Annotated in this window: 10 protein-coding genes; 4 read left to right on the top strand and 6 right to left on the bottom strand. The window is 65.0% G+C overall.

Features of this window, described 5'->3' with window-relative positions:
* Positions 1 to 14: 14 nt before the first annotated feature.
* Genes ACGK9R_RS11255 through ACGK9R_RS11235 form a run of 5 tightly spaced genes read right to left on the bottom strand, consistent with a single transcriptional unit; the run spans position 15 to position 6,672 of the window.
* Complete coding sequence (locus tag ACGK9R_RS11255) at positions 15 to 1,499, bottom strand: amidase (RefSeq protein ID WP_394581270.1); 1,485 nt, start codon at positions 1,497 to 1,499, stop codon at positions 15 to 17.
* Between the two features lie 35 nt (positions 1,500 to 1,534).
* Positions 1,535 to 3,181, bottom strand: a complete 1,647-nt coding sequence (locus tag ACGK9R_RS11250; protein WP_394581269.1) for an ABC transporter ATP-binding protein — start codon at positions 3,179 to 3,181, stop codon at positions 1,535 to 1,537.
* 1 nt (position 3,182) lies between these two features.
* Positions 3,183 to 4,040, bottom strand: coding sequence for an ABC transporter permease (locus ACGK9R_RS11245; RefSeq protein WP_394581267.1), 858 nt, complete (start codon positions 4,038 to 4,040; stop codon positions 3,183 to 3,185).
* 32 nt (positions 4,041 to 4,072) lie between these two features.
* Positions 4,073 to 5,014, bottom strand: a complete 942-nt coding sequence (locus ACGK9R_RS11240; protein ID WP_394581265.1) for an ABC transporter permease — start codon at positions 5,012 to 5,014, stop codon at positions 4,073 to 4,075.
* Positions 5,015 to 5,070: 56 nt separating this feature from the next.
* Positions 5,071 to 6,672 carry an ABC transporter substrate-binding protein gene (locus tag ACGK9R_RS11235; protein WP_394581263.1) on the bottom strand — a complete coding sequence of 534 codons (1,602 nt, stop codon included), beginning with the start codon at positions 6,670 to 6,672 and terminating at the stop codon, positions 5,071 to 5,073.
* Positions 6,673 to 6,888: 216 nt separating this feature from the next.
* Here ACGK9R_RS11235 and ACGK9R_RS11230 point away from each other — a divergent pair, with 216 nt between their 5' ends.
* Together ACGK9R_RS11230 and ACGK9R_RS11225 are read left to right on the top strand one after the other, a co-directional pair.
* Positions 6,889 to 7,803 (top strand): LysR family transcriptional regulator, encoded by a 915-nt coding sequence (locus ACGK9R_RS11230; protein ID WP_394581261.1) that lies wholly within the window; start codon positions 6,889 to 6,891, stop codon positions 7,801 to 7,803.
* Between the two features lie 126 nt (positions 7,804 to 7,929).
* Positions 7,930 to 9,312 (top strand): L-serine ammonia-lyase, encoded by a 1,383-nt coding sequence (locus ACGK9R_RS11225; protein ID WP_394581259.1) that lies wholly within the window; start codon positions 7,930 to 7,932, stop codon positions 9,310 to 9,312.
* Here the strand turns inward: ACGK9R_RS11225 and speB are convergent.
* Positions 9,299 to 10,213 carry an agmatinase gene (gene speB / locus ACGK9R_RS11220; protein WP_394581633.1) on the bottom strand — a complete coding sequence of 305 codons (915 nt, stop codon included), beginning with the start codon at positions 10,211 to 10,213 and terminating at the stop codon, positions 9,299 to 9,301. The genes ACGK9R_RS11225 and speB overlap by 14 nt on opposite strands.
* Positions 10,214 to 10,358: 145 nt before the next feature.
* Here speB and ACGK9R_RS11215 point away from each other — a divergent pair, with 145 nt between their 5' ends.
* Entirely contained in the window at positions 10,359 to 11,294 is a 936-nt protein-coding gene (locus tag ACGK9R_RS11215; protein WP_394581257.1) for a LysR family transcriptional regulator, read from the top strand.
* Between the two features lie 132 nt (positions 11,295 to 11,426).
* Positions 11,427 to 12,626 (top strand): FAD-dependent urate hydroxylase HpxO, encoded by a 1,200-nt coding sequence (gene hpxO, locus ACGK9R_RS11210; protein ID WP_394581255.1) that lies wholly within the window; start codon positions 11,427 to 11,429, stop codon positions 12,624 to 12,626.
* The last annotated feature ends 70 nt before the right edge of the window (positions 12,627 to 12,696 follow it).

The raw sequence follows: 12,696 nt of genomic DNA, 5'->3' as shown, positions 1-12,696 counted from the left end.
GCGTCAGGCGCGCGCTAAAACCCCATGAAGCCCTCGGCACTCTTGAGCGGCGCTGCCTCCATCAGGTAGTCGAGATCGACTCGGGGGCGCGCAAGTGCCTCGTCGCCCTCGAAAAGCGTTTCGAGCTCGCGGGCGAAGGCCAGGGTCTCCAGGTCGCTGCCGCGCCGGCCGATGATCTGCAGGCCAAAGGGCAGCCCGTTTTCGTCGCGCCCGGTGGGCAGCGTCACCGACGGGTGGCCGGCAAGCGTCGAGGCGTAGGCCATCGAGAGCCAGTGGTAGTAGCTTTGCGTCGGCTCGCCGTCGATCTCGGTCGGGTAGAGCTCGTGCCAGTCTCGCGGGCTGATGGTGGTGGTGGGCGCCAGCACGAAGTCGTGATGCTCGAAAAACGTCTGCCAGTGACGGTAAAGATGCTGCTGATTGGTCAGCGCGCGCACCACGTCCAGCGCCGAGTAGCTTTCTCCCTCGCGCACGTTGTCGCGCACGTTGGGGCCGACCAGGTCGGGATACTGCTGCAACAGCTCCCGGTGCATGCCGGAGAAGCAGAGCGCGCGAATCACCGCAAAGGTGTCATCAGCGTCCGGGCATTCCGGGTGGGTATCGTCAAGCTGGCCGAACACGTGGCCAAAGCGGGCGAGCTTGTCGTTGAAGCTTCGACGCACCAGCCGCTCGGTCATGGCGAAGCCGAAGTCCTCGGTGAAGGCGACGCGCTGGCTGCAGAGATCCACCCGGGGCAGCTGGCGAAACGCGGCGGGCGCGTGAACGCCTTGGCCATCGACGATTGGCGTCCAGGGGTCGCGGCGGTCCGGGCGAATCATCGTCGAGAGCATCAGCGCGGCGTCCTCCACGGTGCGCGCCATGGGGCCGTTCATCGACATCGGAAGCCAGGCCTGAGCGCGGTTGCCGGGCACGAGCCCAGGCGTGGGGCGAAAGCCCACCACGCCGCAAAACGCTGCCGGGTTGCGCAGGCTGCCGCCGGTGTCGGAGCCGGTGGCCAGTGGCGCCATGCCGCAGGCCAGCGCCACGGCGGAGCCGCCGGAGGAGCCCGCGGCGGAGCGGGTCACGTCAAAAGGATTGGCGGTCGCGCCGTAAACGGCGTTGCGGGTGTTGCCGCCAGCGCTCCACTCGGGGTTGTTGGTCTTGCCGACCATCAAGGCGCCGGCCTCACGCAGCTGCGCCACCATCGGGTCGTCGCCCTGGGCGACGTTGTCGGCGTAGATCTGGCTGCCGAAGGTGGTGGGCAGCCCGGTCACGTCGACCATGTCCTTCACGCACAGCGGCAGGCCGTGCAGTGGGCCGAGCCGCTCGCCCCGGTCGATAGCGCGCTGGGCGTTCTTCGCGCCTTCGCGCCAGGCGTCGACGTCCTGGGCCACCAGCGCATTGACGGCGGGGTTGACCGCCTCGATACGCGCCATGCAGCTTTCGGTCAGCTCCAGCGCGGAGAGCTTTTTCGTGGCCATCAGGCGGCGCGCCTGGGTGGCGCTCAGGTCACAGGCATTCATGGCGTTGCCTCCTTTTATGAATCTTTTATAAAGCGTCAGGCGACCGGCGCAAAGGCGGCGAAATCCCAGCTTCGTCCGGGCGCGACCTCGATCAGCTGGCGGGTGTAGTCAGCGCGCGGGTTGCCCAGCACGTCCTCGGCGGGGCCGACTTCGACCACCCGACCGCGCTGCATCACCAGCACGTCGTCGCAGATCTGCGCGGCCACGCGAAGATCGTGGGTAATGAACAGTACCGCCACCCCCAGGCGTGCCTGAATATCGTCCAGAAGCGCCAGCACCTGGGCCTGCACCGAGACATCCAGCGCCGAGACGGCTTCGTCGGCGACGATCACGTCCGGCTCCATAGCCAGCGCCCGGGCGATGGCGATGCGCTGGCGCTGGCCGCCGGAGAACTGGTGCGGGTAGCGCTCGATGGCATCCGCTGGCAGGCCGACCAATTCCAGCAGTTCACGCGCTCGGGCCAGGGCTTCCTTGTAGGGCTTGCCGTAGTTGGTCGGGCCTTCGGTCAGGCTCTGGCCAATGGTCCGGCGCGGGTTCAGCGAGCGGTAGGGGTCCTGAAACACCATTTGAATGCGCCCGCGGTGCGGCTTGAGGCTTCGCGAGCGAAGAGCGGCGATGTCCTGGCCGTTGACGCGCACGGTACCCCCGGTCGGGGTGATCAAACGCATTACGCAGCGCGCAAGCGTCGACTTGCCCGAGCCGGATTCGCCCACAATGCCTAACGTGCGCCCGGCCTTGAGCTCGAAGCTGACGTCATTGACCGCGTGGGTGGCCGCGCGGCGCGGTTTCAAAAAGCCCAACAGGCCGCGTTTGGGCGCAAATTCCTTGTGCAGCTCGGTGACATCGAGCACGCGGCGCTCGCTCTTGAAAGCGCGAGCCGGGCGCGGGGTCAGGCTCGGCACCGCTTCCAGCAGGCGTCGGGTGTAGGCGTGCTGCGGTTTGCCAAGTACCTCGCGCACCGGGCCGGTTTCCACGATCTCGCCGGTTTTCATCACGCAAACGCGGTCGGCGATATCCACCACCACGCCCATGTCGTGGGTGATGAACAGCACCGCGGTGCCGTGGCGCTGCTGCAGTTCGCGAATCAATTTGAGTATCTGGTGCTGGGTGGTGACGTCCAGCGCCGTGGTGGGCTCGTCGGCGATCAGAAGTCTGGGCTTCAAGAGTAGCGCCATGGCGATCATGATGCGCTGACGCTGCCCGCCGGAGAGCTGATGAGGAAAGCTCTGGTACACGCGCTCGATATCCGGCAGGTGCACCTGTTCGAGTGCCTCGAGCACCTGGGCGCGGCGCTGCCCGCCGGAGAGCGACGTGTGGCAGGCCAGCACCTCATCGAGCTGCTTGCCTACGCCGAGCACCGGGTTGAGTGCGGTCATCGGCTCCTGAAAGATCATCGCCATGCGGCTGCCGCGAAGCTGGCTCAGCCGTTTGGGCGTGGCGTCCAGCAGCGATTCGCCGTCCAGAGTGATGCGCCCGCCGGTGGTTTCAAGGCTTCGCTTGGGTAAAAGCCCCATGGCGGTAAGCGATGATACCGACTTGCCGGAGCCGGATTCGCCCACCAGGCACAGGGTTTCGCCGGCGTGAATGTCGAAGGAGACGCCCTTGAGAATGCGCTTGGGCGTCCTGTCTGTGGTATCGACGATCAGCTGATCGACGCTCAGCACGGGAGATTCGGTGGACATCTCAACTCTCCTTACGCTTCATGGTGGGATCCAGCGAGTCGCGCGCCGCGTCGCCCAGCAGATTGATCGACAGAATGCACAGCGACAATAGAAAGCCTGCCCAGAAGATCAGCGACGGCTTGAGCTGAAAGTAGATGCGACCGTCGGACATGATGTTGCCCCAGGTGGGAATTTCCGAGCTTAGCCCGACGCCCAGAAACGACAGCGTCGCCTCGGTCAGAATCGCCGCGGCGCACACGTAGGTGCATTGCACGATCAGCGGGGCGAAGGTGTTGGGCATCAGGTGGCGCCAGAGAATCGTGCGAGTGGGGGTGCCCATGAGCGTCGCGGCTTCCACGAAGGCCTCTTCGCGCGTGGCGAGCACGTTGGAGCGCACCAGGCGCACGATCTGGGGAATCTCCGGCACCGTGATCGCGATCATCAGCATCCACAGGTTCGCCGAGGTGAGCGAGACGATGGCAATGGCGGCCAGAATGCCGGGAATCGCCATCAGGCCATCCATGAAACGCATCAGCACCGCATCGATGGCGCGAAAGTAGCCGGCGATCAGCCCCAGCGGTAGGCCGATCAGAAGCGTGAGCGCCGCCACGCCGACACCCACGGTGAGCGAGACGCGAGCGCCGTACACCACGCGTGAAAACAGATCGCGGCCGTAGGCATCGGTGCCCAGCCAGTAGGTGGCGTTGGCGTCCTGCAGCCGGTTGGCTGGATTGATCGCGGTCGGATCGAAAGGCGCGATCAGTGGGGCGAACAGCGCCATCAGCGTAATCACGACCAGAATGGCGGCGGCGATCCACGTGGTGGTGAGCGGGCGCAGGTGCAGCAGTCGGGAGGTCACGGCGTGCAGTGATGGACGCATGCCAAACCTCCGGGGGGAGGTGTGAGTGATCATCAGTAGCGAATCCTCGGGTCGGTCACGGCGTAGGAGAGATCGATCAACAGATTGATCAGCACGTAAAGCCCGGCGGTCAGCAGGATGATCGCCTGGATGACGGGATAGTCCCGCGCCAGCACGGCGTCGATGATCAGCCGCCCGAGCCCGGGAATGTTGAACACGCTTTCAGTGACCACTACGCCTGAGACCATCAGCGCGAAACCGGTACCGATGACGGTCAGGATCGGCACGCCGGCGTTTCTCAGCGCGTGGCGAAACAACACCAGCCGCTCGCCCAGGCCCTTGGCGCGGGCGGTGCGGATGTAATCCTCCTTGAGCACTTCGAGCATGCTGGCGCGGGTCATGCGAGCGATCAGCGCGATATACACCGACGACAGCGTCAGCGCCGGTAGCACCAGGCGGCTGGCGTACTCGCCAAAACCGTGATCCAGGCTGCGATAGCCCTGTACCGGCAGCCACCCCAGGTTGATCGCGAACACCTGAATGACGATGTAACCAATCACGAATACGGGCACGGAGAAGCCGACCACGGAAATCGACATGACGAGATTGTCGATCCAGCTTCCCTGACGCCAGGCGGCGATGACACCCAGGGGCACCGAGATCAGCACAGTGAAGACGATCGCCGCCACCGCCAGGCTGATAGTGGGCGCCAGGCGCTGGATGATCATCGACAGCACCGAGGTCTGGGATATCAGCGAGGTGCCGAAATCGCCCTGGAGCATGTTGCCCATCCAGATGAAAAACTGGGTGTAAATGGGTTGGTCGAGCCCGAGTGCTACGCGAATGCTCTCCACCTGGGCGGGGCTTGCCATGTCGCCGGCGATGATCACCGCCGGGTCGCCCGGGGCCAGGCGCAGTAGAAGAAAGACGCTGAGCGCGACGACCAGCATTACCGGTATGGCCGCCAGCAGTCGGCGAATGAAGTAGCTGAGCATGGGAAACTCCTCACGTGGGCAGGCAGAAGCCCCCGCCCGCAGGCGAGGGCGACGGGTCATTCGGCCTTGTGCATGCCCCAGAACACCGGGATGGGGCCGGCGACGACATCGCTTAGCTCGTCACGCCAGGAGATCACGTTCTGGAACTGGCCCAAGGGTACGAAAGTGGCCTGCTCCATGGCCTGGCGTTGAATGTCCTCGGCAAGCGCCTGGCGCTCGTCGCCGTCGGTCGCGAGAGCAAACTCGTCGAGCAGCGTTTCCATCTCAGGGTCCGTGGGCCAGCCAAACCAGCTCTCCTCTTCACCGGTGCTGATCAAAAGCGGATTGATGCTCGGCGACCAGAGGCTATCCACGCCGAAGTTGGTGAAGATCATGTCCCAGCCGCCGTTGCTCGAGGCCTCGCGGCTGGCGCGCTGGCTGACCAGGGTCTGCCAGTCCATCTGGCGAAGCTCGACGTTGAAGCCGGCGGCTCTCAGCGCTTGGGCGACCACCAGCGGCTGCGGCGTCAGGGTCGCTACATCCGAAGGCTGCAGCAGCACGATGGGCGTGTCGTCGTAACCCGCCTCCTCGAGCAGCGCGCGGGCCTGGTCGAGATCACCGCCATCCTTGAGTGACTCGCCACCGGCCTCACTCGAGAGCGCGGTGTTGCAGCCGTAGACCGACGCGCAGGTCTCGTAAAAGCGCGGGTCGCCGACCAGCGCGGCCATCACGTCATCCTGGCCGATGGCTAAAAGCGCGGCGCGGCGGATACGCGCGTCGTCGAAGGGAGGGTGGAGGAAATTCATGCGGGCGAGTGTGAGCATGCCCAGCGGGTCGAGCACCTCGGCGTGGATCTCGGGGTTGCTCTCCAGAAGCGGCAGCAGATCGAAGGGCGTGCGCTCGATGTAATCGATATCGCCGCTGTTGATGGCGTTGACCATGGTCTGCACGTCCGGCATGTGGATCCACTCCACCCGGTCAACAAACACTTCCTTGCTGCCTGCGGTGCCGGAGGGCGCCTCGTCGCGCGGCACGTACTCGTCGAAGCGCGCGTAGACCGCTTTCACGCCAGGCTGGAAGGCGTCGCTCACGAAGCGAAACGGCCCGGAGCCAATCTGGTTAGGCAGCGGCTGGCCCGGCTCGATCGAGGCGACTGCCTCGGGCATCATGAACGCCGCTACCGCCGAGGGCTTGGCCAAAAGGCCGATCACGTCGCCAAGTTCGGTGGTGAGGGTGAGCTCGAAGCGGTGGTCGTCAAGCGCCGTCAGGCTCTCGAGATGATCGAAGATCAGCGTGCCGCCCGGGTCGAAGCTCGACCAGCGCTCGAGGGAGGCGATGCAGTCCGCTGCCGTCACGGGGCTACCGTCGTGCCAGGTCAGTCCCTCGCGCAGGGTGAAGGTGTAGGTGAGGCCATCCTCAGAAACCTCCCAGTCCGCCATCTGCGGCTGTGGAGTCAGATCTGCATCGAGCCCGATCAGCGTGTCATAGATCATGTAGCCGTGGTTACGGGCGATGGTCGCGCTGCTCGATACCGGGTCGAGTGCGCGAAGCGCCGAGTGCATCACGGCGTTGACGGTGGTATCGGCCTGGGCCTGGGCGGTAAAGGTAAGCGCGCTTGCCATGCCAAGGGCAGTCAGCAGCGCCTTTTTCGGGAAACGGTTCGGTAGTATCGTCTTCATCGCACTCTCCATTGATATTATTAGCGGCTGGCGATCACCACGTCATGGGTCGGCAAATCGGCGCTTGTTATTGGAGGTGCGCCTTATCGATCTGCCTCGGGCGTTACTTCTTTCTCGATACTAGTGCTGGCAAGGGGTAACAAGTTAGCGGTATTTTTCGAAAGCGGTGTTGCCTTTTCGGCAATACCCTGACCCGCCCTGAGCTGGAGGTTTTCAATGAACGAGCGGCTTCTGATCGACCCCGCGCTGCGCTATTTTCTGGAGATCGTGCGCCACGGCTCGATCAACAAGGCCTCCCAGGCGCTGCACGTCGCGCCCTCGGCGGTCAGCCGTCAGATCGCCCGGCTCGAGTCGGAGCTTGGCAGCCAGCTCTTCGAGCGCCACCCTTCCGGCATGCGACTGAGCCCCTCTGGCGAGCTTCTCGCCGCCCACGCGCGCAAGGCGCGTCTGGACGCCGCCCGGGTGATCGAGGAAATCACCGGGCTTGAGGGCATTCAGCGGGGAACGGTGCGTATCGCGAGCATCGAGGGGCTGGCGAGCTTTCTACTGCCCCACGTGATCAGCCTTTACCGCGAGAAGCACCACGGCATTCACTTCGACGTGACGGTGACCTCCTCGACGGACGTGATTCAGCGGGTGTGCGAAGGGCTTGCGGACATCGGGCTTACGATCTCGCCGTCGCCGGAGAAGAACATCAAGGTGGAAAAGCGCGTCATGGCGCCGATTCACGCGGTCATGCACCGCACGCATCCGCTGGCGGGCAAGAAGCAAGTGTCGCTTTCTCAGCTGGCCAATTTCGATCTGGCATTGCCTACCGAGAACACCACCATCCGCCAGCTGTTCAACGTCAGTTGCAGCCGTCAGGGGCTTCTGATCGAGCCGGTGATGACCAGCAACTTCGTCACGACGCTGGTGCACTTTGCCGTGTGTCAGGGTGGCATCACGCTGATCGGCGACGTCTCGATTCGCCATCTGCATGAGTCTGCGGAGCTCGTCTCACTGCCGATTCGTGACCGGGAAATGAGCGGACGCACGCTGGAGGTGCAAACACTCGCCGGGCGCGTGCTGCCCAAGGGCGTGGCGGATTTTCTGGGCGATCTATGCCAGGCACTGGAGACTCAGACGCCCTGACGCCAGGGAGCGATTCGGGGTGATCAAAATATCTGAAGGAATGGCCCCCGGGTACGCCTGCCTGCATTGACGATACTGACGCCTCTGGCCTTTACTTTATCAACCCCAACGTTCTGGAGGACTCCTATGCCCATCAGCGTCTTCGATCTGTTCAAGATCGGTATCGGTCCGTCCAGCTCGCATACGGTGGGCCCCATGCTGGCGGCGTACAAGTTCGCGGCGGCGGTGGAGGCGGCGGGCGTGGTCGATCGTGTGCAGCGGCTGGAAGTGCACCTTTACGGGTCGCTGGCCGCCACGGGCGTGGGGCATGGCACCGATCACGCCATTGTCGTGGGCCTGATGGGCGAGCGGCCGGACCAGATCGACCCGGCGATCATTTCTGCGGCGATCCAGGCGGTGAAAGAGACGCAAACGCTGGCGCTGGGGCGTCGGCGCGAGATCGCCTTCGTCCTGGAGCGGGATCTGATCTTTCACGATGAAAGCCTGCCGCACCACCCTAATGCCCTGACGCTTCGCGCCTTCGATGAGGGCGGCGAGGAGCTTCTGGCCAACACCTACTACTCGGTGGGCGGCGGTTTCGTCGTCGACCAGCACCAGGTGGACGAGCGGCTCGAGGATATGGACAGCGCCGCGATTCCCTTCGATTTCAGCTCCGCCGAGGAGCTTCTGGCCCACTGCCAGCGCGAAGGCCTGCGTGTCAGCGAGCTAATGATGGAAAACGAAAAGACCTGGCGCAGCGAGGCCGAGGTGCGAAGCGAGCTCTGGCGGATCTGGCAGGTGATGCGCGAGTGTATCGACAATGGGCTGACCCACGAGGGCGTGCTGCCCGGCGGGCTCAACGTCAAGCGCCGCGCCCGACTTCTGCACCAGCGCCTGCAGGCCGCCGAACAGAACCCGTGTTTGATCGCCTCGACCTTCTCGGCGATGGAGTGGGTCAACATCTTCGCACTCGCCGTGAACGAGGAGAACGCCGCCGGTGGGCGCATGGTCACCGCGCCGACCAACGGCGCAGCGGGAATCATTCCGGCGGTGCTTGGCTATTACATGAAATTTCAGCCGGGGGTGGGTGAGGGCGACGTGGTGGACTTTCTGCTCGCCGCCGGCGCCATCGGCATTCTGTGCAAGAAGAACGCCTCGATCTCCGGGGCCGAGGTGGGCTGTCAGGGCGAGGTCGGCTCCGCCTGCGCGATGGCCGCGGCAGGCCTGGCCGAGGTGATGGGGGCGACGCCCGCCCAGGTCGAGCACGCCGCCGAAATCGGCCTCGAGCACAACCTGGGGCTGACCTGCGACCCGGTGGGCGGTCTGGTTCAGGTGCCCTGCATCGAGCGCAACGCCATCGCCACGGTCAAGGCGATCAACGCCGCCCAGATGGCGTTGCACGGCGACGGCTCCCACTTCATCTCGCTGGACAAGGTGATTCGCACCATGCGCGACACCGGCCGCGACATGCTCGACAAGTACAAGGAGACCTCGAAGGGCGGCCTCGCGGTCAACGCTATCGAGTGCTGATCGGTACCTTGCCCGCTGCCAGTACGTAGAGAAACTCCAGCCCCAACGTTGCGGCGGCGAGCGAGGTGATGTCGGCGTGGTCATAGGCCGGGTTGACCTCGACCACGTCCATACCGACGAGCTCCATACCCACCAGGCCGCGAACGACTTTCAGCAGTAAATCGGTGCTCATGCCGCCGCATACCGGCGTGCCGGTGCCCGGGGCGAAGGCCGGGTCGAGGCCATCGATGTCCAGGGTCACGTAGGCCGGGTGGTGGCCGACGCGGGCGCGAATTTTCTCGAGCACCGCTTTCGAGCCGTGGTCGTTGACCCAGTCGGCGTCCAGCACTTCATAGGGGTGGTTGGCGCGATCGTAGCTGGTGCGAATGCCGATCTGCAGCGAGTGCTCCGGCACCACCAGGCCTTCCTTCAGCGCGTGGTGGAAGATGGTGCCGTGATCGAAGCGCGTGCCCTGTTCGTAGGTGTCGGTGTGGGCGTCGAAATGGATCAGCGCCAGTGGACCGTGCTCGCGGGCATGCGCGCGTAGAAGCGGCAGGCTGATGTAGTGATCGCCGCCGAGGGTGAGCATCTTCTTGCCCGCGGCCAGCCAGCGCCCGGCGTGGCTCTCCAGGTTGTCGACCAGGCTCTCCGGTTCGCCGTAGGCGTAGTCCAGGTTGCCCGCGTCCACGACCTTCAAGCGCTCTTCCAGCGCGAAGTCCCAGGGCCAGCGCTTGCCTTCCCAGATCAGGTTCGCCGTGGCCTGGCGAATGGCATTCGGCCCCATGCGGGTGCCGGCACGCCCGGAGCAGGCCAGGTCGAACGGCACACCGCTGACGACCACGTCGGCCTCGGTGGTTTTGGGGTCGAACGCGCGAGGCACGTTCATGAAGCTGGTAATCACGTCGCCGAAAAGACTCGGCATGAGCGGGGAGGGTTGAGCGATGTGTGCGGCCACCGGCGAGCGTCTCCTCGAGGAGAAAGGAAAGTCGCGACGATAAGGAAGATCGAGCAATGAATAAAATGAATGTTTAGAATCGAGCCATAAAAAACCTGAATAATGGTGCGTCATGGCGCTGCCCCGACATTTCGACCTCAACCTGCTGCCGATCTTCATCACGCTGATGCGCGAGCGTCACGTCACCCGAGCGGCGCAGAAGCTGCACCTCTCCCAGCCCGCCATTAGCCACGCGCTGCGTCGGCTGCGCGAAGCGCTCGATGACCCGCTTTTCGTGCGTACCGACCAAGGGATGCAGCCCACGCCCCGGGCCGAGGCGCTGCTGCCCGCGGTGGTTCAGGCGCTGGGGCTTCTCGAAGAGGGGCTGGCCCCGCCGCCGGCCTTTGCCGCCGCGACCAGCGCACGCCACTTTACCCTGGCCACCACGGACTACTTCGAGGAGCTGTTGTATCCGCCGTTTCTGAGCCGGCTGCTTCAGCAGGCGCCCGGGCTGAGCTTCTCGATCGAGCTGATCACTCCGCAGGTGCTGAGCGAAGGCCTGCAGAGTCGCCAGGTGGATATGGTGGTGGGGCTTGACCGGCGGGTCGAGCTGCCGGCCGGCGTGCTCTCTACCCCCTGGTTCGAGGAGGAGTGGGTGTGCCTGGCCGCCCGCGATAACGCCACCGTCGGCGACTCGCTTTCCCTTGCGGCGTTTGCCGGGGCGGCCCACGTGGAGCTTGCCGATATCAGCGGGCTGGGGCCAGGCCCTATCGACGAGTGCCTTGGCGCGCACGGCCTTGGCCGCCGGGTGATCTCGCGTAACCTCAATTACATCGCCGCGGCGCGTGTGGTGGCGCTGACCGACGCGATCATGACGCTGCCCCGGCGCATGGCCGAGCGCTTCACCGCGCTGTTGCCGGTGCGCCAGGTCGAGGCGCCTTTGGCGCTTGGTGCGCTTACGCTCACGCTGATTCAGCACGAACTCTACGCGCGCGATCCCGCCACCGTCTGGCTGTTCGACGAGCTGACCGCTTTCGCGCAGGCGTTCGATACGCGCGGAGTGCGTTGACTGCGCGTGGTCTGATACTTCGATGGGCCATCCATCGCGAGCTAAAGCTTCCTCCCACAAGCATTAGCGAGGCGAATGCGGTAGGCTCAAAACCAGGTGGTTCGAAGGGTATTTCAAATAACGGGAGGCGGTATGGCGCTGGAGATTGTCGTGATTGGCGCGGGTATGGGCGGGTTGAGCGCGGCGCTGGCCTTTCAGCGCCAGGGGCATCGCGTGCGGGTCTTCGAGCGCGTCGAGGTCATGCGCCCGGTGGGAGCGGCCATTTCGCTGTGGCCCAACGGCGTCAAGGTGATGCACCGGTTGGGGCTGGGCGACGCCATCGAGCGCATCAGCGGTGAGATGACCCGTATGCGCTACTTAAGCCACGACGGCCAGCTTCTCAGCGACTTCTCGCTTACCCCCCTTTACGAGGCGGTTGACCAGCGCGCCTGCCCGATTTCCCGCGCCGCGCTGCAGCAGACGCTGTTCGACGCCGTGGGCGCCGAGCATATCCAGCTGGGCCGCCACTGCACGGATTACGAAGCCGAAGATGACGGCGTTACCGCCGTGATGGCGGACGGCGAGCGCGTGCGCGCCGACCTGCTGGTAGTGGCGGACGGCACCCACTCGCAGCTTCGCAACAAGCTCGCCGGGCGCCCGGTGGAGCGCCAGTACGTGGGCTACGTGAACTGGAACGTGCGCGTGGCGGCTGATCCGGCGCTTGCCCCGCTCGAAAGCTGGGATCAGTACGTCGGCGAGGGCAAGCGCGTCTCGTTGATGCCCATGGGCACCGGCGGCAACCAGGAAGGCCGGCAGGAGTTCTACTGCTTTTTCGACGTGCCGCTCGAGGCAGGCACGGTAAGCGAGCCGGCCCGCTACCGCGACGAGCTGACAGCGCACTTCGATGGCTGGGCGCCGGCGGTGCAGGCGCTGATCGAGCAGTTCGACCCGGCGCGCATGGCGCGGGTCGAGATTCACGACATCGAGCCTTTGGCAACACTGACGGACACCCGCGTGGCGCTACTTGGCGACGCCGCTCACGGCATGGCGCCGGATCTCGGCCAGGGCGGCTGCCAGGCGATGGAGGATGCCTGGGTGCTGAGCGAGGCGGTCCGCGCCGCGCTCGAAGCGGGTGCTGAGACCGGGGCGGCGATCGCAAAGGCGCTGGCCGAGTACGACGAGGCCCGGGTCGAGCGGGTTGGTGAAATCGTCACCCGCGCCCGCAAGCGCGCGGCGATGATCCACGGCGACAACCCCCGCGAGACCCAGGCCTGGTACGACGAGCTTGCCCGCGAGGATGGCACCGGTGTGCTCGAGGGCATCAAGAAAACGGTGGTGGGTGGCCCACTGTAATCCTGACTCGGTTCAGCGTTGAGTGAGCCGCTTGATAAGAAAATAGGGTCGCACCGCTTGTGGGCCAACG

The organism is Halomonas sp. HNIBRBA4712 (genome assembly GCF_043558675.1).
Classification (GTDB): domain Bacteria; phylum Pseudomonadota; class Gammaproteobacteria; order Pseudomonadales; family Halomonadaceae; genus Vreelandella.
The sequence above is the reverse complement of the archived record's forward strand: the minus strand, read 5'-3'. Positions and strand labels throughout refer to the sequence as shown.

Bases quoted from the DNA above. Each gene is read 5' to 3' on its own strand.
- ACGK9R_RS11255 (WP_394581270.1), bottom strand. From the start codon at position 1,499: ATGAATGCCTGTGACCTGAGCGCCACCCAGGCGCGCCGCCTGATGGCC.
- ACGK9R_RS11250 (WP_394581269.1), bottom strand. From the start codon at position 3,181: ATGTCCACCGAATCTCCCGTGCTGAGCGTCGATCAGCTGATCGTCGAT.
- ACGK9R_RS11245 (WP_394581267.1), bottom strand. From the start codon at position 4,040: ATGCGTCCATCACTGCACGCCGTGACCTCCCGACTGCTGCACCTGCGC.
- ACGK9R_RS11240 (WP_394581265.1), bottom strand. From the start codon at position 5,014: ATGCTCAGCTACTTCATTCGCCGACTGCTGGCGGCCATACCGGTAATG.
- ACGK9R_RS11235 (WP_394581263.1), bottom strand. From the start codon at position 6,672: ATGAAGACGATACTACCGAACCGTTTCCCGAAAAAGGCGCTGCTGACT.
- ACGK9R_RS11230 (WP_394581261.1), top strand. From the start codon at position 6,889: ATGAACGAGCGGCTTCTGATCGACCCCGCGCTGCGCTATTTTCTGGAG.
- ACGK9R_RS11225 (WP_394581259.1), top strand. From the start codon at position 7,930: ATGCCCATCAGCGTCTTCGATCTGTTCAAGATCGGTATCGGTCCGTCC.
- speB (WP_394581633.1), bottom strand. From the start codon at position 10,213: ATGCCGAGTCTTTTCGGCGACGTGATTACCAGCTTCATGAACGTGCCT.
- ACGK9R_RS11215 (WP_394581257.1), top strand. From the start codon at position 10,359: ATGGCGCTGCCCCGACATTTCGACCTCAACCTGCTGCCGATCTTCATC.
- hpxO (WP_394581255.1), top strand. From the start codon at position 11,427: ATGGCGCTGGAGATTGTCGTGATTGGCGCGGGTATGGGCGGGTTGAGC.